The 23,232-nt window shown below is 64.8% G+C and carries 19 protein-coding genes; 12 read left to right on the top strand and 7 right to left on the bottom strand.

Translation table 11 applies throughout. The features are described from left to right. Positions 1 to 40 precede the first annotated feature (40 nt). A complete protein-coding gene (locus RMP10_RS15165; protein ID WP_309672344.1) occupies positions 41 to 529 on the bottom strand; it encodes a PA2169 family four-helix-bundle protein in 489 nt (162 codons plus the stop codon). 284 nt (positions 530 to 813) lie between these two features. On the opposite strand from RMP10_RS15165, the gene RMP10_RS15170 reads away from it, so the two are divergent. The 5 genes from RMP10_RS15170 (at position 814) to RMP10_RS15190 (ending at position 5,921) form a co-directional block, all read left to right on the top strand. Further along, positions 814 to 1,317 (top strand): fasciclin domain-containing protein, encoded by a 504-nt coding sequence (locus RMP10_RS15170; RefSeq protein ID WP_310571036.1) that lies wholly within the window; start codon positions 814 to 816, stop codon positions 1,315 to 1,317. Between the two features lie 61 nt (positions 1,318 to 1,378). Beyond that, positions 1,379 to 1,741, top strand: a complete 363-nt coding sequence (locus tag RMP10_RS15175; protein WP_310571037.1) for a DUF952 domain-containing protein — start codon at positions 1,379 to 1,381, stop codon at positions 1,739 to 1,741. After that, a complete protein-coding gene (locus RMP10_RS15180) occupies positions 1,741 to 2,043 on the top strand; it encodes a hypothetical protein (RefSeq protein WP_310571038.1) in 303 nt (100 codons plus the stop codon). The genes RMP10_RS15175 and RMP10_RS15180 overlap by 1 nt, the downstream gene beginning before the upstream one ends. 93 nt (positions 2,044 to 2,136) lie before the next feature. Continuing rightward, positions 2,137 to 3,849 (top strand): DNA repair helicase XPB, encoded by a 1,713-nt coding sequence (locus tag RMP10_RS15185; protein WP_310571039.1) that lies wholly within the window; start codon positions 2,137 to 2,139, stop codon positions 3,847 to 3,849. Beyond that, entirely contained in the window at positions 3,846 to 5,921 is a 2,076-nt protein-coding gene (locus RMP10_RS15190) for a helicase-associated domain-containing protein (protein WP_310571040.1), read from the top strand. Before RMP10_RS15185 ends, RMP10_RS15190 begins: the two co-directional genes overlap by 4 nt. Positions 5,922 to 6,041: 120 nt before the next feature. On the opposite strand, the gene bla is transcribed toward RMP10_RS15190, so the two are convergent. Beyond that, positions 6,042 to 6,941 carry a subclass B3 metallo-beta-lactamase gene (gene bla, locus RMP10_RS15195; protein ID WP_310571041.1) on the bottom strand — a complete coding sequence of 300 codons (900 nt, stop codon included), beginning with the start codon at positions 6,939 to 6,941 and terminating at the stop codon, positions 6,042 to 6,044. Between the two features lie 184 nt (positions 6,942 to 7,125). Beyond that, the gene (locus RMP10_RS15200) at positions 7,126 to 9,135 is read right to left on the bottom strand and encodes a methyl-accepting chemotaxis protein (protein WP_310571042.1); all 2,010 of its coding nucleotides are present in this window, start codon (positions 9,133 to 9,135) and stop codon (positions 7,126 to 7,128) included. 392 nt (positions 9,136 to 9,527) lie between these two features. Here RMP10_RS15200 and RMP10_RS15205 point away from each other — a divergent pair, with 392 nt between their 5' ends. The 4 genes from RMP10_RS15205 (at position 9,528) to RMP10_RS15220 (ending at position 13,316) form a co-directional block, all read left to right on the top strand. Continuing rightward, entirely contained in the window at positions 9,528 to 10,055 is a 528-nt protein-coding gene (locus tag RMP10_RS15205) for a methanogen output domain 1-containing protein (RefSeq protein WP_310571043.1), read from the top strand. 8 nt (positions 10,056 to 10,063) lie between these two features. Further along, complete coding sequence (locus tag RMP10_RS15210; RefSeq protein WP_310571044.1) at positions 10,064 to 11,695, top strand: response regulator; 1,632 nt, start codon at positions 10,064 to 10,066, stop codon at positions 11,693 to 11,695. A 113-nt stretch (positions 11,696 to 11,808) separates the two neighbouring features. Next, complete coding sequence (locus RMP10_RS15215; RefSeq protein WP_310571045.1) at positions 11,809 to 12,882, top strand: sensor domain-containing diguanylate cyclase; 1,074 nt, start codon at positions 11,809 to 11,811, stop codon at positions 12,880 to 12,882. Beyond that, positions 12,879 to 13,316 carry a response regulator gene (locus RMP10_RS15220; RefSeq protein ID WP_310571046.1) on the top strand — a complete coding sequence of 146 codons (438 nt, stop codon included), beginning with the start codon at positions 12,879 to 12,881 and terminating at the stop codon, positions 13,314 to 13,316. The genes RMP10_RS15215 and RMP10_RS15220 overlap by 4 nt, the downstream gene beginning before the upstream one ends. 23 nt (positions 13,317 to 13,339) lie before the next feature. Here RMP10_RS15220 and RMP10_RS15225 read toward each other — a convergent pair whose 3' ends face one another. Beyond that, the gene (locus RMP10_RS15225) at positions 13,340 to 15,208 is read right to left on the bottom strand and encodes a hypothetical protein (protein WP_310571047.1); all 1,869 of its coding nucleotides are present in this window, start codon (positions 15,206 to 15,208) and stop codon (positions 13,340 to 13,342) included. A gap of 192 nt (positions 15,209 to 15,400) precedes the next feature. On the opposite strand from RMP10_RS15225, the gene RMP10_RS15230 reads away from it, so the two are divergent. Both RMP10_RS15230 and RMP10_RS15235 read left to right on the top strand, forming a co-directional pair. Next, positions 15,401 to 16,567 (top strand): helix-turn-helix domain-containing protein, encoded by a 1,167-nt coding sequence (locus tag RMP10_RS15230; protein ID WP_310571048.1) that lies wholly within the window; start codon positions 15,401 to 15,403, stop codon positions 16,565 to 16,567. 80 nt (positions 16,568 to 16,647) lie between these two features. Next, a complete protein-coding gene (locus RMP10_RS15235; protein WP_310571049.1) occupies positions 16,648 to 18,633 on the top strand; it encodes a S41 family peptidase in 1,986 nt (661 codons plus the stop codon). Here the strand turns inward: RMP10_RS15235 and RMP10_RS15240 are convergent. Next, positions 18,614 to 19,753: an ATP-binding protein gene (locus RMP10_RS15240; RefSeq protein WP_310571050.1), complete on the bottom strand. Its 1,140-nt coding sequence runs from the start codon at positions 19,751 to 19,753 to the stop codon at positions 18,614 to 18,616. The two genes, RMP10_RS15235 and RMP10_RS15240, sit on opposite strands and share 20 nt — an antisense overlap. A 68-nt stretch (positions 19,754 to 19,821) precedes the next feature. Here RMP10_RS15240 and RMP10_RS15245 point away from each other — a divergent pair, with 68 nt between their 5' ends. After that, entirely contained in the window at positions 19,822 to 20,292 is a 471-nt protein-coding gene (locus RMP10_RS15245) for an ankyrin repeat domain-containing protein (protein WP_310571051.1), read from the top strand. A 38-nt stretch (positions 20,293 to 20,330) separates the two neighbouring features. On the opposite strand, the gene RMP10_RS15250 is transcribed toward RMP10_RS15245, so the two are convergent. Both RMP10_RS15250 and RMP10_RS15255 read right to left on the bottom strand, forming a co-directional pair. Next, a complete protein-coding gene (locus tag RMP10_RS15250; protein ID WP_310571052.1) occupies positions 20,331 to 22,595 on the bottom strand; it encodes an Ig-like domain-containing protein in 2,265 nt (754 codons plus the stop codon). 136 nt (positions 22,596 to 22,731) lie between these two features. Continuing rightward, the gene (locus tag RMP10_RS15255; RefSeq protein ID WP_310571053.1) at positions 22,732 to 23,127 is read right to left on the bottom strand and encodes an ankyrin repeat domain-containing protein; all 396 of its coding nucleotides are present in this window, start codon (positions 23,125 to 23,127) and stop codon (positions 22,732 to 22,734) included. Positions 23,128 to 23,232: the final 105 nt, after the last annotated feature.

Here is a 23,232-nt window from a genome sequence, read left to right on the forward strand (position 1 = left end):
CAAGGCTATCGACGGCGCTTTGACGTGACGCGCACTGACGTTACGCGGTCGGGTGGTCGTGGTCGTCCTGCTTCGTGGCCCGATGCTGATTCCGAAGGTCACGGACCTTGTCATGCGCGGCGCGCACGTCGTCGGCCTGACGCATGACCAGCGGCAGTAAGTCACTCGGCAGCGTCTTGCCGAGGGCATCGGCGTACGCCTTCTTCGCATAGTCTTCGCCGCGCTCGCACTCGTCGAGAATCGACTGATCATCGTCAGACGTGACGGCCGCCTTCACCGCCATCCAGCCGCGATGCGCCACGGCAGCAGCATGCCCCATGTCGGCGGGCGTTCCACCAAGCTGCTCCACCTGCACCTCGAGCTCGTGTGTAAAGTTCTTGCGCTGCGTGGCGAGCGTCGAAAACAGCTGCTTGAGGTCGGCACTGTCGGCGCGCTCAGCCGCAGCGGTAAATCCTTTCTCGCCATCGCGACAGGTTTCGATCAGGTCGTTCATGACCGAGACGGCTTCGGTGTTGATATCGCTGGACATGGTGCTCCTTGCGGCAGTGTGTCTGAAAACGGAGACGAACATGCATTCCGTCGCACGCTGGGTTGCAAGGCGTGGGCCACCCAATCGGTGCGGTGTGGCCGTCGACATCGCTGCTGCTGGCACCAACAGTCGCTGCGGCGCGTTGAATCCTCTCATGGTACGGGCCGGGCTGTTGCACACTAGAGTCCGCTCCTGCCAATGCCTGCGTACAGCGCAGGATCAACTCACCTTCGCCACGGTCCGTTCACATGATCCGTCGTACTCTTGGAACACTTTCCATCGCCATGCTTGCTGCGTGCTCAGGCGAGAAGGCCACACCGGCCACCGACAGCGTTGCGGCGGCCCCTGCTGCTCCTGCGGCCGAAACGCCGGCTCCGAAGGACATTGTCGAGACCGCCATCGCCGCTGGCACCTTCAATACGCTGGCCAAGGCGCTCACGGCCGCTGGCCTCGTCGAGACGCTGAAGGGCGCCGGTCCCTTTACCGTACTCGCGCCGACCGATGAAGCGTTCGCCAAGATTCCGGCGAAGGATCTCGAAGCGCTGCTTGCCGACAAGGCCGCGCTCACGAAGGTGCTCACGTATCATGTGATCGCCGGCAACGTGCCCGCCTCGACCGTGACGACGCTGACCGAAGCCACGTCGCTGGAAGGCAGCAAGATCGCGATCAAGGTGGTCGACGGCAAAGTGATGCTGAATGGTGCCAGCGAAGTCACGACCACCGACATTGCTGCATCGAACGGCGTGATCCATGTCATCAACACGGTGTTGATGCCGCCCAAGAAGTAACCAGCGTGGTCCGCTCGTTGCTCCCTGGGAGCCGCGGGCGGGCCACACTCGGATAGGTGCCATGACAATACCAAATGATCACGCCGTCTTTCACATCTGCAGCCGCGAGGCGATCGCACTGGCTCGCGTGACCGGTGAATACCGCGCCGACAGCCTCGATCGCGAAGGCTTCATACATCTGTCACGCGCGCATCAGGTGCTGCCGACAGCCGCCGCGTATTTCGCCGGGCTGCCGGACCTGGTCGTACTGGTTATCGACCCCACGCTGCTCACGGCCGCGCTCGTGTACGAGCCACCAGCACCGCTCCCCACGGCGTTGCCGAAAGCGGATGCGACGGGCGAGCTGTACCCGCACTGCTACGGACCGATCGATCTGGTGGCCATCGTGGACGTCATCGAGCTGGCGGAGTTCAGCGATCCCTGATGTCTTCTGCGGGTCTGCCTCGGCGCCGGAACCGACACCAGCGATGTCGCTTTCCACACCATGCGTCGAATCTCGAGCCCGTTCAGCCAAAGTTCGGCTACGCTGCGCTCGGCGCGTGGGCGTTTGACGCCAGCTTGGACGGGTACTCGGGCACGGTGCGGATTATCGAACGACCTGGTGCCATTCGGGGTGTGCAGGCGCGCAACGTGCTGCTGCCCGATCGCGGGCTCGTCATGATCATCTTCACCAATCGAGCCGACGTAGAGTTTAGAGGGGTGTGGCAAGGGCGCGGACTGTCGTGACGCGAACTGCATGGAGCCCTCCGGCGAGTGGCCTCGGCTGTAGATTGGCACGTCGTGCGTAGTGCCCACTCATTCCATGCCCACCGCCCTCACGTGTCTGCCAACCCGCTCATCGTCCAGAGCGACCTGACCGTGCTCGTGGACGTCTCGGCGCCTCGATACCCTGACGCACGCGACGCTCTGGCGCGCTTCGCCGAGCTCGTGAAGTCGCCGGAGCACATCCACACGTATCGCATCAGTCCACTGTCGATCTGGAATGCGTGTGCGGCTGGTGTGCCGATCGATGAAATTGTGGGGGCACTCGCCGATTTTTCACGGTTCGCCGTGCCGGCGCATGTGCTGACGCAAGTGCGCGACTTTGCGGCGCGCTTTGGGCGCGTACGGATCGAGCGGGACCCGGCGAGTCTCGGTGGTGAGCAGCTCTTGGTGTTCACCAGCGATGCCGTGTTGGCTGAGGAGTTGTGTCACGGCAAGCAGCTGTCCGCACTGCTCACCGAGCGCGTGTGGCCAAACTGCTTTCGCATTCGTCAGATCGACCGCGGGCGCATCAAGCAGGGGCTGATCAAGGCCGGTTTTCCGGCGGAGGATATTGCCGGCTATAGCACCGGTGAGGCGCTCGCGGTCACCCTGCGCACCGTCACACGCCACGGGGTGCCGTTCGCGCTGCGCGACTATCAGGATGCCGCCGTGCAGGCGTTTCACGCGCAGGGCGGGGATCGCGGGGGGTCTGGCGTGATCGTGCTCCCCTGCGGCGCCGGCAAGACCATCGTGGCCATGGGGGCAATTGCGGCGGTGCAGGCGAACACGCTGATCCTCACCACCAGCGTCTCCGCCGTGCGGCAGTGGATCGCGGAGTTGCTCGACAAGACCGGCATTTCGGAGGAGATGATTGGTGAGTACGGCGGCGCCACCAAAGCGGTGCGGCCGATCACGGTGGCAACGTATCAGATGCTCACGCATCGCGCCCGCACGAGCGGCGAGTTCACGCACTTGGCGCTCTTCGACGAGCGCAATTGGGGGCTGATCGTGTACGACGAGGTGCATCTGTTACCCGCGCCGGTGTTTCAGATCACCGCCACGTTGCAGGCGCGTCGTCGATTGGGGCTCACGGCCACGCTGGTCCGCGAGGACGGCCGCGAAGATGATGTCTTCGCGCTGATCGGCCCGAAGAAAGCCGACGTGCCATGGAAAGTGCTGGAGCGACAGGGATGGATCGCGACAGCCGTGTGTACGGAAGTCCGCGTGCCGCTCCCGGAGGCGGCCCGCTTGCCCTACGCGGTGGCCGAGTCGCGTCACAAGTTCCGTATTGCCTCGGAGAACGAGGAGAAGACGCCGGTGGTGCGCGACATCATGGCGCGTCATGCCGGTGAACCGGCGTTGATCATCGGCATGTACATCGAGCAACTGGAAACCATCGCGCATTCGCTAAGCGCGCCCCTGATCACTGGTACTACCGCGCAGCGAAAGCGGGACCTGTTGTTCGAGCAGTTTCGTGCCGGCCTGATTCCGGCGCTGGTGGTCTCCAAGGTGGCTAATTTCGCGATCGACCTGCCTGATGCATCGTTGGCGATTCAGATCTCCGGGACGTTCGGCTCGCGTCAGGAAGAAGCGCAGCGCCTCGGGCGCGTCTTGCGTCCGAAGGCGGGCGCGAATCAGGCACATTTCTACAGCGTGATCACCGCCGACACCGTGGAACAGGACTTCGCGCTCAAGCGTCAACTGTTTCTCTGCGAACAAGGATACGAATACGCGATTCGTGATGCGGCAGAGTTGCGCGTGGATGCAAGCGGAGGCACCGGGTCATGAAGCTGTTCGATGTGGACTGGGCCGTGGTGTTACGCGAGATGTCACGATGGAGCCAGCTGTCGCTCAGCGCGCGACACGTGCTCTTGGAGGTGCTCAAACCATCGGGTTACGTGCTGGGCGCGCACTTCGGTACCGCGCGCGATGAGATCGTGGCGAGCGGCATCCCCAAATTCGATGTCGAACGCAACCGGCTGATGCTGGCCGACGAGCATCGCGAATTGCTCAAGGTGCTGCGGGCGATGGCGCGCCATCCGGTGTTCGATGCACCGTCTATGCCGGCACTGTTCGGCTATCTGGAAGAGCATTTCACCAACGACGACGTTCATCGCCTCGGCGGGAACGCGGCGCTCGCGGCCTACGGCCACGTCACGCGGTACACACTGGCGCCGCGTATCGCGTTCGCCGGGTGGCCCGGTGACCTGCTCGTGGCCGAGCATGATGCCGATCTGCTCGCGTGGGGCGCGGCGCGTGGCGTCACCTCGGTGGGCCGGATCACGCTGATGGAGCTGCGCGCCCTTCAGACACTGGTCCGACAACTCGTGGTGGAAAGGGATGCTGTTCCGCTGTCGGTCGTGTATGCGAAGATCGCGACTCGCGATCGGGCTTCGTTTGCCGAAGCGTTGCATCTGGGTCTGAGAACGGTCGTCCTCTTCGCCGGGATGCGCGGCCGCGATCTCGAGCCCATCATCGGGCTGTGGCCTACAGCCCTGCAGGAGCTCCTCCGGCCAGCCGCGGTGAAGCCTACCGCGGTCGTACCCGTGGAGCAGTTCTCGGCGGCGGTCCTGATGGAGGACATGACGGCGGTGATGGCCACGGTGGCCGCAGCGCCGGTTCGCCTGCGGGCGAACGACTTGGCGGTCTTCGCGAAGATTCGCGCCGATATCGAGGCGCGCGTGGTGCCCGTGCCCGCGTGGGCCGCACCGATGGTGGGTAGTCCGGATCGGTCGCGCGTCGATGCGGCGGCGGGCACGCTGCAGTGGCGTGGCTTAGTCGACGTGCAGGCGCGTCATCAGAACCCGCACCTCACGAGCACGACGGCCGGTATGAAATGGTTGGCGCTCTCCGCGCACGATCGACTGGTCGCCCTGATGAAACCGATGCGCGAGTCGAAGGCGCGCAACCCGCGAGGTAGCTACGAACCGGGCGATGATGGGGGCTTCTTCCCGTACGCGCTGCCGTACTATCGCGAACCCAAAGGTTTGCGGTTGCGCGACGCCGTCACGAGCGCCTTCGTTGATCTGTCCGACAGTTTCTACGCCCTGGAGAGCTTCCTCGATTTCGCGGCCCGCACGGCCAATCCGTTCCTCGCGCTCAACGCGGAAGCGCGACTCGATCTGGAGCGGCAAGTACACTTCGGCGGCATCGATCCGCGCGATGGCTTTCAGTCACTCTGGCGCGGTGCGCTGTTGGGATTTCTCACATCACGCTTGGTGGTATTCGGCGGCGCGACGCTGGGGCGCCTGGACTCTGGCGCCCTCTGTTTCGCCGTGACCGACATCGGGCGGTATCTGCTCGGTGCGACAAACGATTTCACGTACGGCGCGTCCGGCACTGCAGACATGATTGTGCAGCCCAACTTCGACATCGTGGTGCTCAACTCGGCGCCCAGTCTCGAGGCCGCGCTGGCGCGGGTGTCGGAGCGCGTTGGTGTGGCGCCGGGGCTCGCCTTTCGTATTACCCGGGCGTCGGTGATGCGCGCCGCCGAGTCGGGACTGACCGTCGATGACGTCCTGTCGACGCTCGCCGATGCGTCATCCAAACCGGTGCCGCAGAATGTGCAGCGCGAAATCACGGGGTGGATGGCGGCCGTTCGGCGCGCACAGCTGCGCACGGTCGAAGTGATCGACTGTGGTCACACCGACACCGCTGATCGCATTTCGGCACTGCTCGGCGGCAAGACGACACGATTGACGCCGACGATGATCGAGTTGACGGCCACGACGCCGAGCGCGCGTGCGGTGCTGATCAAGAAGCTGCGCGCCGGTGGTGTGTTCATCGAGGACCAATCCGGTCGGGCGAAGGCCGCGCCGGTTCGTCGTCGGCGAGTAGAGCCGACGTGGGACGAGGAGTAGAGATCTCTCAAATGCGCACTTCACAGATCGCACCAGCAGTCTGATCCGTGTGGAGTTCGTCGTGCTGCCCCGCATTTGACAGCTGGGTTCCTTACCAACCTGCGGGAGCGCCGACGCCGGCTAAAAGCGTGACGACGCCTCGGTGGCCAGCCGCTTCGCCAACGCCGCCCGCGAGGTCGCGGCGTATCGCGCGCACGCGTTGGCGTCCACCAGTCCCGGCGAGTCGCCCGTAGCCGCCAGTCGCTCCCACAGCTTCGTCGCGCTCGGATGCGGCGTGATCAGCACATCGCAGCGCAGTTGCTCGATGAGCGCGTGCCCTCGTGCGAAATCGGCCGCGGCAGTGGGGTAGCGTGGATCGCTCGCATAGCGGAAGGCGCTGTCTGAAATGGGCGTTTGACTATCGGCGTACACCATATCCAGGCAGCGTGCGCCCTCGCATGAGCGCCAGCTCCATGTCGTGCCACCGGCCGTGTGTCCCGGCGTGAAGTGCGCCACTAACGACAGCGCGCCCACGCGCACCGTATCACCATCGGCGATCTCGCGCACACGCGGCACGGCGGGATACGCCAGCAGGAGCGCGTACTGCGGATCGTTCGCACCCGAAATGCCCGCCCGCATGGTTTTCGCACTCGACGCACTGGCCGCCACCACCGCCCCCGACGCCCTCGCCAATTCGGCAATGCCGCCCGCATGATCGTAGTGGTCGTGCGAGTTGAGGATGAGCTTCACATCCTGCACGCGGAAGCCGAGCGCGACAATGTTCTGCAGAATCAGTGAGGCGGACTCGGGGAGACCACCGTCGATCAGCACATGTCCGGCCGGAGATGTGATCAGGATCGCACTCAATCCGTCCGTGCCCACGTAGTAGCTGTTGCCGAACAACTTCGTTGGTGCGTGCGGCGCGTTCCACCCTGCACAGCTCGGGCATTCCTTCGGGCTGTAGCCTTGAGCCGAGAGTGGTGCGGCGAGCAGCGCGCCGAATGCGGTGACGACGGCGGTGTAGGGTAGCCATGATTTCATGGGCGACGTTCCAGCGTGGGGAGAATCAATACCGGTTGAATGGTAGATCTAGCACACCGCACGCCTCTGCGTTTGCTCACTTCCGAGTGCCGCCATGCCACCAACGTGGCGTCTGGCGCGCACACGGGATGGAACTGCTTGGTCCGCCGCTCCCCGTGTAAGAAGAGCGACGGACCCACCTGTGCTAGAAGATCGCCAGCTCGGCGCTCCTCACCGTCCGCGCAACCGTCACTGCCTTCGAGCGGCGCGCGCCGGTGTTGCTGGAAAGCTGGAATGTCCCCACCAGGTTCGACATGGTGATCGACTGACCGGCCAGCTCTTCCGACGCACTCGCCGATTCCTCGGCGTTCGCCGCCACCTGTTGCGTCACCGCGTTCAACTGGCCGACGGCGGCGTTGATCTGCTCTACACTGTCAGCCTGCTGTTCACCGGCGGTCGCGATAGACGCCACGACTTCCGTCACGCGCCTGACTTCGTTATCGATCTCCGCCAACTTCGCCATCACGTCCGCATTCGACAGCACACCCTGTGCGGCATGTGACACCGAACCTTCGATCAACGCCGCCGTCGTCTTGGCCGCCTCGGCGCTGCGAATGGCGAGGCTGCGTACTTCCTCGGCGACCACGGCAAAGCCACGACCGGCGTCGCCGGCCCGAGCGGCTTCTACCGCCGCATTGAGCGCCAGCAGATTGGTCTGAAATGCGAGCTCGTCGATCGTCTTGACGATCTTCGCGGTCTCGTCGCTGGAGCGTTTGATCTGCTCCATGGCGGCGGAGAGCTTGTCCATGCTCGCTCGTCCCTCGATCACCCGATCGCGCGTGCCGACCGCCATGTCGCGAGCCAAGCGGGCGTTCGTGGCAGTTTCCTTGGACGAGGATGACATCTCCTGCAAGCTGCTGGACACCTCTTCGAGTGATGCGGCCTGTTCCGACGAGCCCTGCGCCAGCGCCTGACTGCCACTGGCGATCTGCGTGCCCGCGGCCGAGACCTGCTCCGACGCGCCGTACACCTGCGAGAGCGCATCGTCGAGCGTTTCCGCTGCGACATTGATGGACTGCTTAATGCGGTCGAAGTCGCCTCGGTATTGCCCCGTTACCCGCGCCGTGAGGTCGCGGTCGGCCACTCGCGACATCACATCCGATGCCTCGTTGATCGGCGTCACGACGGCGTCGAGCAGATCGTTGATGCCCTGTACCAGTTCGCGGTATGAACCATGGAACTGTTGGGCGTCCGAACGCTGCTGCAGGTTGCCGACACGGGCCGCGGTCACGAGTGTTCCAGTTTCGTCAACGAGCAATTGCACCGTTTGACGAAGGGTGACGAACGACTCGCCGAGCGTGTCCTTGTCGCTGCGCACGACCACCTGGCGTGAGGTATCGCCGGCGCTGATGGCGAGGGCGACGCTGGCGAGCTCGCGCTGCGCCTGCAGCATCTTCTGCATCGCCGTAGCGAGCTGGCCCGTTTCGTCTTGGCTGGTGACCGTGATGTCGTGCTCGATATCGCCGAGGGCCAGACCATCGGCGACCCGCCGAAGTCCGGCAAGGGCGGCGACAATCGGCCGTGTGATGCCCGTCGCCGCGATCGCGGCAACGATCAGGGCGACAACAACGAGGATCAGGAGCACTCGGATCGACGAGGACACGGCGTCTTCGCTGGCCTTCGCGGTGATGGCCATGAGATCGAGCTTGGCTTCCTGTAGGGAGTCGAGCAGGACGTCAATACTGTCGGCGTGCGCGCGAATGGTGTTGAGGCGGAGCTTCCCCTCTTCCACTTTGCCTTCGCGCGCCAATGCCACCACCGCATCCTGCATCGGCCGAAGCACGCGGAAGCGCTCCAGGAGTTGCACCGCCTGCTGCTTCACCTTTGCGCGCTGGATGTGTTTGGAGTACTGCGCAAATTCTGCATAGAACGTGGAATCGTAGCGCGCGATATCGGCCGCGCGCTTATTGATCTTGGCGGCGTCACCGTCCAGGAGCGCGCTGCGTACGTCGCGCGCAATGCGAAGCACCTGTACGTTCGATTCTTTCAAGTGCAGGGCAGGCACAGAGTGGGACTCGTGCATGTCCGTCATGAGACCGTCGATGCGGCGAGCCGTCGAGATGCCTTCGTAGCCGACCACGGCGAGGAGAACGGCGACGATACCGAAGCCGAGCGAGAGCTTCCGGCCGATCGGGAGATTCGAGAACCACTGCATTGCTGCTCCAGGGTGCAAACGTCGTCCGCGCCGCCTAAGGTGCAACCGTCATCGGTTATTCGGGACTAAAGCGGCACTGCTGTGGGAACAGAACGGCACGCATCGCGTGGCCGATTTCCCGTACCGGCTACTCTCGGGGCTTCGCCCAGGGACTTGAGAAAATTCTCGACCTTTCCGTCGCCCAGGCAAGGATTGCCAGGGACGAATCGGGTAAAGTCGTCCCTGGCGCCGACTGCACGCTACGTTGACCAATTGGCGCTTTATACTCCAGATTATCTGCAATCAGGAGCGCGGTTTGGGTTCCTGAAATGCATCTGGCGAGGCCGAACCGGGCGCAACCGACGATGTCGTCGACTGCACGGTCACGCCTCTGCGCCATGAGAACCCTCGTCATGACATCCGCTCCATTACCGCTCGCCCAACAGGCGATTCCGCTCGAACGCGATGTCTTCCTGCGTTCCATGCTCCGCGAACTGGCCGGCACGCTGCAGGACGTCGTCGGACTCGATGAAGCGTCCGGCTTCATCAGTGTCGTGGGACAGCGCATTGGCGATGAGTTGAATGTTGCCTACCGTGAGGCGCTGCGCGTGCCCACGATGAACCGCGAGCAGGTGGCCGACGCGCTCGTCGACCTGAAGCAGCGCATTCAGGGTGGCTTCCGCATTGTCGAGCAGGACGACACCAAAATCGTCTTTGCCAACACGGTCTGTCCATTTGCCGAAAAGGTGGTGGGACGTCCCGCCCTCTGCATGATGACCTCCAACGTGTTTGGCAGCATCGCCGCCGAGAATCTCGGCTACGCCAAAGTGGTGCTCGAGGAAACGATCGCCGAGGGCCACGACGGCTGTCGCGTGGTCGTGCATCTCCAACCTTGCGCCGCGAGTACTGCGGCGTCGGGACGCGAATATTTCAAGGCGTAAAAGCCCGCATGGACTCCGCCCAGTTTCTCGAGGTCGCCGACTGGCTCCCTGATCCGCTGCTCATGCTCACGCGCGACGGTACGATCATGACGGCCAACCGTGCGGCGGCGCGTCTGCTGGGAACGTCGGCCGACAGGCTGGGGGGGACGTCACTGACAGCCCGCGTGGACGGTGATGTCGAAACGATCGCCCGACATTTGCGTGAGTCGTCTCGGGCTCGCGAGCCGCATCCCGGTGCCATCGCGCTGCGCACGGAAGGGGGGGCCACTGTGCCGTGTCGTTGCAGCACGGGCCTGTTCCGCCCTGCGAGCGACGAGCATCCCGCGCTGCTCGTCATGCGCCTGCTCCCGCGCGAAACGTCGCCGAGTCAATTCCGTTTGCTCAACGATCGCATCGAACAGTTGGATCGTGAAATCGGGCGGCGCCAGGCGGCTGAGGAGGAGCGGCGCAAGCTGGAAGCACAGATGCTGCAAACGCAGAAGCTCGAAAGCCTTGGCGTCCTCGCGGGTGGCATCGCGCACGACTTCAACAATCTGCTGACCGGCATCATCGGCTTCAGCGACCTGGCGCGTCTGGAACTTCCGCACGAGTCATCCACCCGCAGCTATCTCGACGAAGCGGTGAACGGCGCGCGGCGGGCGGCCGAGCTCACGCAGCAGATGCTCGCGTACTCGGGCAAGGGCAAGTTCGTGGTGGGCCCCGTACGAATCACGGGCCTGGTGGAGGAGATTACGCGCTTGCTCGAGGTGTCGATCTCGAAGAAGTGCGTGCTGCGCTACGATCTCATGGTCGATCAGCCACCGTGTCTGGCCGATGCCACACAGCTGCGACAGGTGATCATGAACCTGATCATCAACGCGTCTGAAGCGATCGGCGAGCGCAGTGGCGTCATCTCGTTAACCACCGGCGCGATGTGGTGCGAGCGTGACTACTTGGCCGAGACCTATCTCGACGAGGGACTCCGCGAGGGATTGTATCTCACGCTCGAGGTAGCGGACACCGGTGTGGGCATGTCACCCGAGGTGCGCGCGCGCATCTTCGATCCGTTCTACACCACCAAGTTCACCGGACGTGGACTCGGCCTTGCCGCGGTACTCGGTATTGTGCGCGGCCACGGGGGCGCGATCCGCGTGTACTCCGAGGCTGGCCGAGGCACCACGTTCAAGATCCTGTTGCCGGCGGTGACCGACGCCGTGATGCCGAATGCGTTTGCTGCGCCCACGGGCGACGCGTGGCGCGGTAGCGGCACGGTGCTGGTGGTGGACGACGAAGAAAGCGTGCGAGCGTTGTCGAGACATATGCTGGAGCGCATGGGCTACGAGGTCGTGCTCGCGGCCGACGGTCGTGAGGGCGTCGCGGCCTTCAAGTCGATCGCCGACCGCACGCCGGTCGTACTGCTCGACCTTACTATGCCGCATCTTGATGGTGCGGCGGCGTTCCGCGAGATGCGGCGCATCGATCCCGATGTGCGTGTCGTGCTGATGAGCGGGTACAACGAACACGCCGTGGCGCCGCAGTTTGCGGGCAAGGGATTGGAAGGATTTGTCCAGAAGCCGTTCCAGTACGACGAACTGCAAGCCACGATGAAGCGGGTGACGGCGGGGGACGCGGTGAGTCGGTACGGAGGCGGCGCGCCATGATGCTTTGATAATGTTGCAGATTCGGTCGTAGCGGTCGATACCTGCAGCTACCGATGTCAACGTTCGAAGCGGAATGTGGTCGGGGTTTAGCCTCTTTCGGTTTCGAGAGATTCATGCACGGTACATGTCGCGACCACGACGGCTGGCTCCCGCCTGATCAGCATCACGCACGCCTGACGGCACCTTCGCGCCTCGCGGCGCTCCGAACCAGCCAACTGCTGGATGGCGCGTCCAGCGACGTCCTCGATCGGCTCGCGCGTCTCGCCACCCAACTCTTGCACGTCCCCGTGGCGCTGGTCAGCCTGGTCGACGACGGCGGCCAACATTTCCCGGGATTGGCCGGTCTCGGTGGCTGGGCCGGCGCGCAACGCGGCACGCCGCTTTCGCATTCGTTCTGTCAGTACGTGGTCACGAATGGCCGGGCACTGATCGTGGACGACGCAGCGGTCCATCCGCTGGTCCGGGACAATCTCGCGTTCCATGAACTTGGCGTGGTGGCGTACGCCGGTGTGCCACTGCGCACGTCAGGGGGAGAGAATCTCGGATCAATGTGCGCGATCGACACGGTTCCAGTCCAGTGGACCGACGCACAGGTCACGACCCTCGAGGACTTGGCGGCCGCCGCGATGGCCGAGATCGAATTGCGATCCACGGTGCGCGCATTGACGGCGGCGCAGGAGCGGCTCCAGCAGCAGGTGGAGCGGGACGTGTTGACCGGGTTGTACAACCGACGCGGCTTCAGCGAGCGCGCGAAGCATCATCTGGCGCTGGCGCAGCGAACCGGGAGCCCGTTCTCGGTGGTTGCGCTCGATCTCGATGCGTTCAAGCAGATCAACGACTCCTTCGGACATGATGTCGGTGATGAGGCGCTGGTTGAGATGGCGTCACTGCTTGCCGACGTCGTTCGAGACAGCGATCTGGCGGCCAGGCTTGGGGGCGACGAATTCACGCTGCTGCTGGCCAACGCCGTTGGCCGGGATCTCGACGTCTTCGTTGGCCGGTTGCGCGCCGCCATCGATGCGGCCAACGCCCGTGATGAGCGTGACTTTGTACTGGCGTCGAGTATCGGTGTGGCGAGCTGGTCGCCGGCATCACCCAGCAGTCTGCCCACGCTCATGCGGTTGGCCGACGAAGCACTGTATGCGGACAAGCGGGCCAGGAAGCTGCACGCGCTCTGTGTCGCATGATGAACCATCAAGCCCGCGCGCGCACGGTCTTGCTCGTCGATGATTTCCCAGCCGTACTCGCATGGGCCACGCGCGCCTTCGAACGCGATGGGTGGAGCGTACTGGCGGCAGGGAGCGGCACGGAGGCGCTGGCACTCTGTCGTGAGTACCAGCTCATCGGCCGGCCGATCACGTTGCTGGTGACCGACCTCGATTTGCCGGAGTTCGATGGTGTGCTGCTGGTCAACGCCATGCGCGCCATTGACGCGCAACTGCCGGTGGTCGCATTGAGCGCCAACGCGGCGATTGCGCGGGAGTGGAGTGGCGTGATGCTCGATCATACGGTGTTCTTTACCAAGCCGGTACGGGCGTCGCACCTGGTGGCGGCGGCGAACGGACTCGTCATGCCGGCGCCTGACCCACTCGATAGTTTGTCTCCCGAGGGGTCAGGGTAAACGCGGCTGGTACGCCAGTTCGGTCAGCGCTGCCGCGGAATATCGATTGACGGACTGCGGCCGAAGAAGCCGACGGGCTTGATGGCAAAGCTGTGCCACGCCACCGGCATCACTGGCCAGTCTTCCGGACGCGGCACATGGTGGAAGCCAAGGGTGAGCCAGGTGACCACGTCGGTGTTGGCGATGGCGCGATTGGCCGACGTCCATTTCGTGAGTCCGTCACCGGCTACGCTGTTGGTGGGATAGTCACCGCTCGCATATAGCTCAGCCGGCGCGTACGGTGTGGTCCACAGCGTGTGATCCACAAACCCGGCGCGTTGGCGCATGTAGTCGTCGGGCGTCATCAGCGACATCGCGCCATGTCCTTCGATTTCGTAGCCCACCGGCCAGCCGAACGCGTTGTTCACCGCCGGATTCACAATGCGCCACACTTCCGGCGCATTCATGGCCGACATGCGCATGCCATCCTTCTCGGTCTGCGCCGTGGTTGTGTTGACCGTCCAGATGCTGCGGCGCGGATTCTCCTTGGGCAGCGTCGTCGTCTGTAACTTGTCGACGAGGAGGGAGTTCTGCGTGCCGTCCACATCCATGTCGAGGCGGAATGAGAAGAAATGGCTGTGGTTCACGCCCACGAGCTTGTTGGCGATCATCCGCCCGTAGTCGTTGTCCTTCGGGGTTCCCGATGCGGCTTTCACCTGGTCCATGCCGGTCGCGCCCAGGTTCACCGTGATCGCGCCGTCTTGGCTCAGCACCCAGTCGAACAGGTAGTCGTAATTACCGGCGTTCATGTACATGCGCAACACGAGGTCGGTGCGCGGCCGCGCTTCGTTCACGCTCCCGGCGGCGCGCGTGTGCCGCCATGCCACGTCGCCGGTGTTGCGCTCGAACAAGCACGCGGTGCGCTGACGCTCGCGCGGCGCGCCTTTCGCCGTCACCACATAGCTGTGGAAGTACGTCGCGTACTCCGGACATTCCACGCCGGGCTCGAGCGAGCTGGCGATGCCACCGAAGGCGAACGGGTACGTGCCGAGGTCGAAGTAGCCCTGGTAGTTCCACGGATCGGAGGGGTCCATGTACGGCACGAACAGCTCCGACAAGGAGCCTTGATACATCACCGAGCGCTCCTTGCCGGCATCGACATAGCGTACGCGCGACACCACGAGCCCGCGGCGCATATCCATGCGGAAGTGGAACTTCCAGTTCTGCCACGACACTTCGTGTCCGTTCAGGGTGTACGTCGCTCCTTTCGGTTGCACCATCGTCACGGCATTCACGGGCGCGCGCGTAGGGCCGATCTCCTCGGGCGAATGACCGTCGGGCAGTCCGCTGCGCGCGCTGGCCACGTCCACGATGCGCAGCACTTTCTCGTTGGTGAGATCCACCACCACCACGAACCCGCTGAACGACTCACCGTAGCCGGAGATGCGACCGCGTTCGTCGTCGCACGTCACGTGCAACACACGCGCGTTGCGCTCCTCGGGCAGATCGAAGTAGCCGTTGTTGGCCGGGCCGCATGACACATGCGTGAAGTCGGTCACGCCGCGTTGGCGCAGCGCCGCTTTCACCCGCGGGTCCTTCAAGGCCACGCCTTCCGCCGCCTCGGACTCGGGGCCGCTGGTCATGAACTGCTTACCGGGCAGCTGCGTCCATGACACCAGCTTCTTGCCCGTGACATCCACCACCGCCTCGTAGCCGAACTTGCCCTGGGTGAGATGCACCGTCGCTTCACGCGCGAGCGGCTGCCCGGGCTGCCACGCCAGCACGGCGCTCTTCACGGGTTCCTTGAGCCCCTCGTACAGCAGGCGGAAGGTGGAGTCGAGTTTGCCCGATGCCTGCAGCGCGTCGTAGATGGCCCAGTGCTCCTTGGCCGAAAGCTGGTCGAGGGGATGCACTGGGGTTTGCGCCTGCAGTGCGGTACCGGCTACGCTGAGAAGCGCCGTGATCGCGACAGCAATTCGGCGAGCGATTGGAAGTGACGAACATGAACCGTGCATCAGGCGTGGTCTCCGGATACTGGAGCGGGATGACATGTGTCTCGTCTGCCTAAGTTGCCCCTCCGCTCCAATTACGCAATTGCAGTCAGCATGATCTCCTTCGGTCGCAACAGCATTCTGCTCAGCATCGGCACCGCGCACGGGCTCGTACTCGCGGCGCTGTTGTGGCGCGCATCGGCCAATCGCACCGCGAATCGTCTGCTGGCGTTGCTCGTCACGATCGTGGCCTTGCGGGTGCTGCCCTACATCATCGGCTTCGCCGGGTTCTACGACACGTGGCCGTGGCTGTCGTTCATGCCGTACGAGTGGTCCCTCGCGCTCGGGGCGGTGATCTGGCTGTACATGCACGTGATCTGCATCGGCGCGCTGCCGCAACGCTGGGGGTGGCACCTGCTTCCCGCGGTCGTGCAGGGGGCATACTACACCGCGGTGTTCGTGCAGCCGCTGGACTTCAAGAACCACTGGGATTCGGTCGCGCATGTGCCGTACGTCGTGCCGATCGAGACGGCGTGGTCCTTCGTGGCCCTCGTCGTCTACCTGGCTCTCGCCTGGCGCACGCAGGCGCGCTACCAGCACTGGCTCGATACGGCCCTCTCCAACCGTGAGGAGTACCGGCTCGACTGGCCCCGACGCTTTCTCATCGCCTGTAGCGTGACCGCCGCCATCTGGGTGTCGCAGACCGTGTACGAAGCGGCGGTTGGTGGTTTCACCTACTTCGACCGCCTGCCGCTCTACCTCTGGTTCTCGCTGCTGGTCTACGGCCTTGGGCTCGGCGGGCTTCGCAGCGCCGGCCTCATGTATCCGCGACCGGAAGGGCTGGCCGAGCCCGAACCCCAGCTGGTGCCCACGGCCCCGACCGAGGCCATGGCCGCCCTCCCGAACGCCGAACGGCAGGCCGATTGGCGCGAGATGGGGCAACGCGTTGACGCCGAGGTGCGCGCCAGTGGGTGGTGGCGAGACCCGGATCTCACCGCCCCGCGGCTCGCCCGTCTGCTGGCCACTAACACCACCTATCTCTCCCGCGCCCTCAATGAGGGGCTCGGCGTGAACTTCAACGAGTTCATCAACCGGATCCGGGTCGAAGCGGTGCAAGTCGAATTGCGCGCCGCGAACGCCGATCGCGACATCCTCACGATTGCCCTCGAGGCTGGCTTCAACTCCAAGGCGTCGTTCAACCGCGTCTTCAAGCGCGTCGCATCGGTCACTCCGACCGAATTCAAGCGCTCGGCCCACGCCGCGACGTCTCAAACTCCATAAATCAGCGCCGTTCGTGTACTTGGCGACGCGGGTCGCACGCGGTCTGAGGAGATTCGCGTCGTCCCCATACCGGAGTCCGCATGTCGTTCGCGTCGTTCCTGTCGTTCGTGTCAACGCTGTCCCGCGCTCTCATCATCGCCGCAGTTGCCGCGGCGTCCGCCGTGTCGCTCGCGTCCGCCCAGTCCGAGCCCTCAGATACTCCGCCCGCCGCAGTGGCCTACGTGCCGCGTACGCTGGCGCCGGCCGAGCTGGCCGCCGACATCGCGCTGCTACGCCGCGCCCTGAATGAGGTGCATGCCGGGTGGGATCGCTACACGCCGCGGAGAGTCCTTGATAGTGCGTTCGCGCGCCTTGAACGCCGCGCCGCGCAGCCCATGACCGACATGGACTTCTACCATGACGTCGCGCTGCTCCTGGCGCAGATGCGGTGCGATCACACCAAGGCCGAGCTGCCGCGCTCCATCTATCAGTATCGCACCACCCAACCCACGTTCTTGCCGGTTCGGGTCCGGATACTTGGCGACCGGATCTTCGTAAAGACCGGGGCCGGACTGGCGCGCGGCACCGAGATCCGCGCCATCAACGGCATCGCCGCCACGGACGTGATCGCGCGCCTCTCCCGCTACGTCGCGGTTGACGGCTTCACCGACTTCGTGCGCACCGCCCGCCTGGAGTCGGACGGGGATCTCATGGGTAACGACCTCGATCACTATTGGCCGTTCGAGTTCGGGTTCGCCCGTTCATGGACTCTGACCCTCTTGAACGCGGCCGGGGCCACGAGCACCGTCACCCGCGCCCCGATCACGTACGCGGCGTGGCAGGCGCTTGGCGACGCCGAGACGGTCGACTTCCGCACCGGGACCTCGTGGCGCGCCCTCGATGATTCGACCGCACTGCTCACCGTGCGCAGCTTCGTGAATTACCGCACGCCGGTGTCGGTCGATTCGCTGTATGGCGCGCTCTTCGACGCCGTTCGCGCGCGCGGCGTGAGGCACCTGGTCGTAGATCTGCGCGACAACGGCGGTGGCTCGGACGACGCGGCGTGGGGCCTCGTGCGTCATCTCATTGCGGAGCCCGTGACACCGCTCAGCGCGGTGCGTCGGCGCACGATCAACGTGGCGCCGGAACTGCGCGCCGCGTTCGAGACGTGGAGCGATCCGAAGGCGCTCTTCGCGCCAGACTCACTGGCGTTCACCCGTCGCGACGATGGCTGGTACGCCGAGCGGTTCGCGACCCCGACGCTCACCCCGGCACCGGGCGCGTTCGCTGGTCGCATTTCCGTGCTCACGAGTCGGCAGGTCAGCTCGGCCACGACGATGCTCGTGGCGGTGCTTCAGCAGGCGGGCGCGCGCAGCGGCCGCATTCGCTTGGTGGGCGAGGAGACGGGCGGAAGCGCCGAGGGGCCGACGGCGGGCCAGATTCTATTTCTGCGGTTGCCCGCGAGCGGCGCGCGGGTGCGCATTCCCCTCAAGCGCACCGACGTGCACGCGCCATTCATCGCCGGCATGGGCGTGTTCCCTGACATCGATGCCACGGAGTCGATCGATGACCTGCGGGCCAATCGCGATCGCGCGCTGCTCGTGGCGCAATCAGCGCCGTGGTCCGTGGTGAATGAGGCGCTCCTGCATCGCACCGTGGGCCTGATGCGAGGCAGCCTCACGTATCGCGACTACGGCAACGGCCGCATGGTGACCTTGCCCACCGTGCAGCATGTGTCGCCCATCGGCGGCAGTGATGCGTTTCGCGTGCGCACCGTCTACGACGACGGTCCGGGCAAGACGATCTACTCGACCGACGTGGTGCGGATCGACGGCGATCGGCTCATCGAGGGTGCGCCGGGTGGCGCACAGGACACGCTCACCATCGCGTCACGGCGTGAAACCAAAGACGGCACGGAACTCGTGTTGCTCGGCCGCGGGATGGACAACAACCTGCCGGTCGAGTTTCGCTACACGTGGACACTGGGCATGGCGGCGGTGCGCAAGCTCAAGGAATTCCGCGCGCCGGGTGCTACCGCGTGGGAGTACCGGCACGTGTACGAATTGGCTACGCGAGGCGCTCCATGAGCCCTGAGAGGTTGCATGACGCGCGCACGTCCGTGCCGACCGAACGTGGCGTTTGCGAGACGAGGTAGCGACGTGTCGCACCGATCATGTCGGCGGTGCGGTCGAGACGATCCATATCGGCGGTCGTCGGTGAGGCCGACAGCTTCACCTCAATGGCCCAGCGCTCCTTGCCGAAGTCGAGCACGAGGTCGATCTCGTGCCCGTCGCTCGTTCGAAAAAAGTATGGCTCGACACGTTTGCCGTGCGCAGCAAGCTCACCGATGATCTGCTCGATCACATACCCTTCCCAACTGGCGCCAACCCATGGTTGGTTCAGCAGCGTGTGCTCGTCCGGCACGTTGAGCAGTGCGTGCAGCAGGCCGGAGTCCCGCCAGTAGAGCTTGGGGCTTCGCACGAGTCGCTTTCCGAGGTCGGCCTCGAAGGGCGGCAGCCGTCGGATCAAAAATGCCCCGACGAGAAAATCGAGGTAGCTGTTGACGGTGTGGTACGATAGACCGAGGCTCTGGCCGATACGCGACGCATTCCAGAGCTGTCCATGGACGGCGGCCAAGAGCCGAAGCAGCCGGCCGGTCACTTGCGGCTTGGCCGGCAGTCCCCACGCCGGCAGATCGCGCTGGACCACGAGGGCGAGATAGTCGTGCTGCCATTCGGGAAACGCCTGAGGTGCCAGGATGCCACCGTCCGGGAAGCCTCCTCGCAGCCAATGCGACGCGCGCCGAGTGCGCGCCAGTTCACTCCAACGCAGCGGGGTGAGTTCGATTGTGGACAATCGGCCGGTGAGCGACTCGGACGCGTGTGCGGCGAGGGCCGGGGCGACGGAGCCGAGCAACAGGAAGCGTCCATGTCGCTTGCGATCCTGGTCGATGGCGCCACGCACGCGCGCAAAGACCTCTGGCCACGCCTGTGCTTCGTCGAGGATGATCCGCGCGCGTCCCGTTGTACGTGCTGCCCACTCCAGGTCGAGGCGCAGCCGCTCGGATTCCTGCTCGAGGTCGTAGTACGCGCCACCGAGCGTCTGCGCCAAGGTGGTCTTGCCGCACTGGCGCGGCCCGACCAACGCGACCGCCGGAGAGCGGGCGAGACGCCGTCGAAGTTCGGAGAGCAGTGACCGCTTGACCATGCTTGCAAAATAGAATTACATTTCTATTATGCAAGACTCTGAAGCTACGCCATGAGCGCGCCAGCGCCATGAACACGCGAGCGGTTTGGACCTTCGACGCCGTCGTTCAAGGATTGCTGAACGGCGATTGCACGGCGCTGACGCCGGTCTTCGCCACCCGCAACGGCGACGCGCACTCGAGTGCCATCGTGCAGTGGGTGAGCGCCGGGGCGTTCGCCGCGGAGCCACAGGCGCTGGCCGAAGCGCTCACCACGGCCTGCTGGCTGGGGGAAGTCGACGTCGCGCGCTATCTGCTCGACCTCGGCGTCGATCCTGAGGCCGGCACCGGCACGGGCATGAATGCCCTGCACTGGGCGGCGAATCGTGGACAGCTGGCGGTGGTCGAGTTGCTGCTGTCGCGTGGGGCGTCCTTGACCGCGCTGAGCATGTACGGCGGTACGGCCCTCGATACGGCCGTGTGGTCGGCCGAGCATGAACCCAAGCCGGAACATGCCCGGATCATCGCGGCGTTGGTGCAGAGTGGGGCAGCGCCGAGCTGACAGCGCCGAGCCGACGGCGCGGCGCTGCCCCCGTCTGCCTATTCGAGTACGATCACGCTGAACGCGGCGTTGGCGACGTTCTGCGTCTGCATACTGTGGCAGTGGACGTTGACGGTAAGGTGGGACCCCTCCCCGGCCCAGCTTCCCACCGCGCAGGTCACGGGCGCGTTGCCGTTCGCGCCAACGAGGACGATCTCGCGGCCGTCGATATCCGGGCGCGCCAGATTGGTGAAGGTGACGGTGTAGTTCCCGGTCGAGTTGTGTACCACGAAGGTGTTGCTGTTATTCGATTGCGCCTTGTTCGCTGCGCTCGGAGAGTAGACGAAACCGAGTGGCGAGTCCGGCTGATCGGCGTTGACCCAGCCCCAGCGAGCGCCCGTGCGACCACGGGAAATCGTCATCGTATTGAATTGCGCGTCGATGAACAGCGGGTTATCGGTGATCGTGCAGTACACATTGGTGATGTTGGGTACGCTCCTGTTCTGGACATGGCACGATGTGCGGGGCGTGATGGCGGAAACGATCGATGCGGTTCCCTCCCCCGTTTCCTGTCCCATGTTCACCGCGTAGCGCCCGGTCCCGAGGCGAGAGCTGACCTGGACTCCACCCAGCGACGCGAAGGAGTAGCCGGCCAGGGCCGCCGCACTCGCCGACGCCGAGCTGTTGGAGAAGAAGGCCAGGTAGCCACCGAGCGTACCCGAGCCAAGCACGACGATGTTGAACGCAGTGTTCACTGCTTGAGCAGTGGTGAGACTGACGCAAAAGACGCTCGCTCGCAGGTCGTCACCGACGTCGGACCAAGTGGTCACGTTGCACGTCCGTCCGTCGTTGGCGTAGGGCGTGACAAAGACATTCTCGCGGAAGGTGCTCTTGCCGAACTTTGCGAGGCGCTCGAAGAGGACCTCGTATGTGCCGGTTGCCGTGCGCGTGGCGGTGATCGATCCGCCCGTCACATTCTTCCGATAGTTGCTGCTGGGAACATACGAAACGCCAATCGCCTCATTCAACCGTTCGACCCACGCGTACGCGAAGCGATCCCCTTCGTCCACCCGTATGACCCTGACGACCATTGCGCCGACCACACCGTCGACCGTCGCCTGAATGTTCACCGAGCCGGCGGAGACCGCCGTGATCACCCCAGTGGTCGCGTTCACCGACGCGATGGCGGGATTGACTGATGACCACGTCACCGCGCGTCCAGCGATCGCTGTCCCGCCTGCGTTCCGTGCCACGACGGTTGGTGTGAGCGTCGCGCCGATCAGCAGCTGTTTGAGATTGGGCGTGACCTCAACCGACGTGATGAGGGGATTCACGGTGAGGCTCGCCGTCGCTGACTTTCCTTCCGAGGTCGCCGTGATCGTCACCGGCCCAGTAGTCACGCCGACCACGTAGCCGCCCGAACTCACGGTGGCGCGATCTGGCATGCTCGAAGTCCAGGTGACCGTTCGCCCCGTGAGCACATTGTTGCTCGCGTCGCGCAGCGTTGCGGTCAGCTGCAGAAACGTGGCCACAAGAACCGTACCCGAGGCCGGAGTGATCGCGATGCTGTTCACCGGAACCGACGTCACGGTGATCGCGACCGTAGCGCTGACTCCCTCGGACGTGGCGGTGATGATCACGGCTCCAGGCGCGATACCGGTGACCACGCCCGTCGTGCTCACAGAGGCGAGGGTCGGCGTACCGGAGCTCCATACCACGGTGCGATTACTAAGGACGTTTCCAGCGGCGTCGCGAACCGTCGCTGTGAGCGGAAGCTGGCTGCCCGGCTGTACGGTGCCTGCCGCCGGCGTGAGCACGATGCTGCTCACTGGCACCGGCGTGACCGTGACCGCGGCGGTTGCGCTACGTCCCTCCGACGTCACGCTGATGGTGGCAGTACCGGCACTAACCGCTGTGACCACGCCGCCCTGCGAGACACTGGCGACGCCCGGGGACAGGCTGCTCCAGCTGAGGATACGCCCGGTCAACACGTTGCCAGCATTGTCGCGCACGACGGCCGCCAGTGGAGCGCTGGAGCCCACGGTGAGGGTCGCGGTCGCTGGCGTCAGGCTGATCGTGGCGATCGACGGCGCCGACACGGTCAGCGCACCGACGGCGATCTCGCCGAGGGCCGATGCGAGGATGCTGGTGCGGCCGGGGGCAAGTGTCGTGACGAGTCCGGTCGCACTCACCGTCGCCACGCTTTGCACGCTGCTACTCCACTGCACGGTCGGCGTCGGACTGCAGTTGGTGGCATTGAACGTCGCGGTGAACTGCCGCGTTTCACCCGCGGTCACCGTACTCGTTTCCGGAGAAACGCGCACGCTCGATACCGCGCAGGGTTGCGTTGTGGGGTCTCCCGAACTGCCGCAGGCAGCCATCGCACCGCTGAGAAGTACGGAAAGCGCAGCAACGCCCAACTGACGGCTGAAAGCGGCGCTCGAACGGTGGAAGGGTCGACTATTTCTCGACATGCAACACTCCGTGGATATGAATGGTGAGCAGGGTGATCACTTCGCTGTGTGCCTGCTGAAGCGCGAGCGAGAGCGCCGTCCACCGTCCAGTGTCCTGGAGGGTGGCATCAGCCCCGTGAGCGAGCAGGGTGGCTACGGCTGCCGGGTGTCCCCAGAGCGCGGCCTTCATCAACGCGCTCGAGCCGTCTCCGGATCGAGCGTTCACCGCCGCGCCGGCGTCCAACAACAGCGCAATCGCGTCGGCACTGCCGACGATGGCGGCGTACATCAGGGCGCGGTTGCCGTCGGCGGTTGCCACATCGGGATCCGCGCCGTCGGCCAGCAGGCGGCGCATGACCCGCACATCGCCACGTCCGGCGGCGTCGCATAACTCCGAATGCATGTCGGCCTGGTCGTGGGGGGCGAAGTGCACACGGGGCCGTCCGGCGGAGTCCGGATGGTCACCCGGACATCTGATATGGCAAAGCAAAGACCGACCGTAGCCAAG

It is taken from the genome of Gemmatimonas sp. (assembly GCF_031426495.1).
In the GTDB taxonomy this organism is placed as follows: Bacteria; Gemmatimonadota; Gemmatimonadetes; order Gemmatimonadales; family Gemmatimonadaceae; genus Gemmatimonas.

Excerpts from the sequence above, each read along its gene's own strand:
- RMP10_RS15205 (WP_310571043.1), top strand. The coding sequence starts at position 9,528 with ATGACATCCGCTCCATTACCGCTCGCCCAACAGGCGATTCCGCTCGAA.
- RMP10_RS15180 (WP_310571038.1), top strand. The coding sequence starts at position 1,741 with ATGTCTTCTGCGGGTCTGCCTCGGCGCCGGAACCGACACCAGCGATGT.
- RMP10_RS15210 (WP_310571044.1), top strand. The coding sequence starts at position 10,064 with ATGGACTCCGCCCAGTTTCTCGAGGTCGCCGACTGGCTCCCTGATCCG.
- RMP10_RS15240 (WP_310571050.1), bottom strand. The coding sequence starts at position 19,753 with ATGGTCAAGCGGTCACTGCTCTCCGAACTTCGACGGCGTCTCGCCCGC.
- RMP10_RS15255 (WP_310571053.1), bottom strand. The coding sequence starts at position 23,127 with ATGCATTCGGAGTTATGCGACGCCGCCGGACGTGGCGATGTGCGGGTC.
- RMP10_RS15230 (WP_310571048.1), top strand. The coding sequence starts at position 15,401 with ATGATCTCCTTCGGTCGCAACAGCATTCTGCTCAGCATCGGCACCGCG.
- RMP10_RS15200 (WP_310571042.1), bottom strand. The coding sequence starts at position 9,135 with ATGCAGTGGTTCTCGAATCTCCCGATCGGCCGGAAGCTCTCGCTCGGC.
- RMP10_RS15165 (WP_309672344.1), bottom strand. The coding sequence starts at position 529 with ATGTCCAGCGATATCAACACCGAAGCCGTCTCGGTCATGAACGACCTG.
- RMP10_RS15170 (WP_310571036.1), top strand. The coding sequence starts at position 814 with ATGCTTGCTGCGTGCTCAGGCGAGAAGGCCACACCGGCCACCGACAGC.
- RMP10_RS15175 (WP_310571037.1), top strand. The coding sequence starts at position 1,379 with ATGACAATACCAAATGATCACGCCGTCTTTCACATCTGCAGCCGCGAG.
- RMP10_RS15215 (WP_310571045.1), top strand. The coding sequence starts at position 11,809 with ATGCACGGTACATGTCGCGACCACGACGGCTGGCTCCCGCCTGATCAG.
- RMP10_RS15235 (WP_310571049.1), top strand. The coding sequence starts at position 16,648 with ATGTCGTTCGCGTCGTTCCTGTCGTTCGTGTCAACGCTGTCCCGCGCT.
- bla (WP_310571041.1), bottom strand. The coding sequence starts at position 6,941 with ATGAAATCATGGCTACCCTACACCGCCGTCGTCACCGCATTCGGCGCG.
- RMP10_RS15245 (WP_310571051.1), top strand. The coding sequence starts at position 19,822 with ATGAACACGCGAGCGGTTTGGACCTTCGACGCCGTCGTTCAAGGATTG.
- RMP10_RS15190 (WP_310571040.1), top strand. The coding sequence starts at position 3,846 with ATGAAGCTGTTCGATGTGGACTGGGCCGTGGTGTTACGCGAGATGTCA.
- RMP10_RS15220 (WP_310571046.1), top strand. The coding sequence starts at position 12,879 with ATGATGAACCATCAAGCCCGCGCGCGCACGGTCTTGCTCGTCGATGAT.